1 protein-coding gene is annotated in these 1,036 nt (G+C 42.5%); it reads left to right on the top strand.

The window, feature by feature from the left end; translation table 11 throughout:
- Positions 1-15 precede the first annotated feature (15 nt).
- Positions 16-867, top strand: coding sequence for a PHP domain-containing protein (locus AYJ08_RS04150; RefSeq protein ID WP_082890858.1), 852 nt, complete (start codon positions 16-18; stop codon positions 865-867).
- Positions 868-1,036: the final 169 nt, after the last annotated feature.

The following is a 1,036-nucleotide window of genomic DNA, read 5'->3' on the forward strand; positions in this document are numbered from 1 at the left end:
AAATTGGGGTGATTGATGATGGAGATTTCATGTGATTTACATACCCATACGTTGGCATCTGATGGAACAACGACACCAGCAGAAAATGTACAGCTCGCGAAAGAGGCAGGCCTTAACGCAGTTGCTATTACAGACCATGATACAATAGCAGGAATAGCAGAAGCGATTCAAAAAGGGATTGAGCTAGGAGTAGAAGTGGTGCCCGGTGTTGAAATTAGTACTGCTCACGAGGGAAAGGACATTCATATCCTTGGCTATTTTATTCCGTTTGAAGACCCAGCCTTCCATGAAGCATTAGCACAGCTACGTGATGTGCGTCATCTGCGTAATCTGAAATTGATTGAGCGTCTTCAGGAGATTGGAGTGGATATTACGGTAGAGGATGTCTATCGTCGCAAAACCTCTGATGATAAAAATATTGGTCGTCCACACATTGCAGAGGAATTGGTCATAAAAGGGCTTGCTACATCCATTGATGATGCATTTCAGAAGTATTTGGGAGAAGGTGGCGCCGCTTATGTAAATGTAGAGCGGATCGAGCCATTAGAAGCAATCAAGATGATTAAGAAAGCTGGTGGTGTGGCAGTTATTGCTCATCCTGGCTTATATCAGAACAACGAATTGGTAGAAGAGCTAATTGTGTATGGGCTAGATGGCATCGAGATCAACCACCCTGATAATTCAGAAGAAGATAAGGAAGTGTATCGACAATTAGCAGAAGAATATGGATTGATTGTGACGGGTGGCTCTGATTTTCATGGATACCGTGGAAATCAGACATTCCATGCACCACTCGGGGCCTATGGCACATCTAGTGATGCTGTTGATAAAATGCGAAGACTAGCAGCGTTACGACAACAAAAATAGATCATTTACGATATGAAAATAAAAACACGCAGGAGAACAGAGGATTGTCCCGCGTGTTTTTTGTTTGGATAGTTCACTATCTATTCAACTGTTTCTTCATCATGATATGATCGATGCCGGCGTCATCAAAAATTTCACCGTAACCCTCATACCCCAATTTCTCATAAAA

The sequence above is a fragment of the Brevibacillus sp. SKDU10 genome (assembly GCF_001645205.1).
Taxonomy (GTDB): domain Bacteria; phylum Bacillota; class Bacilli; order Brevibacillales; family Brevibacillaceae; genus Brevibacillus_B; species Brevibacillus_B halotolerans.

What these genes read in the sequence shown, in the direction of transcription:
- AYJ08_RS04150 (WP_082890858.1), top strand. Translation starts at nt 16, where the DNA reads ATGATGGAGATTTCATGTGATTTACATACCCATACGTTGGCATCTGAT.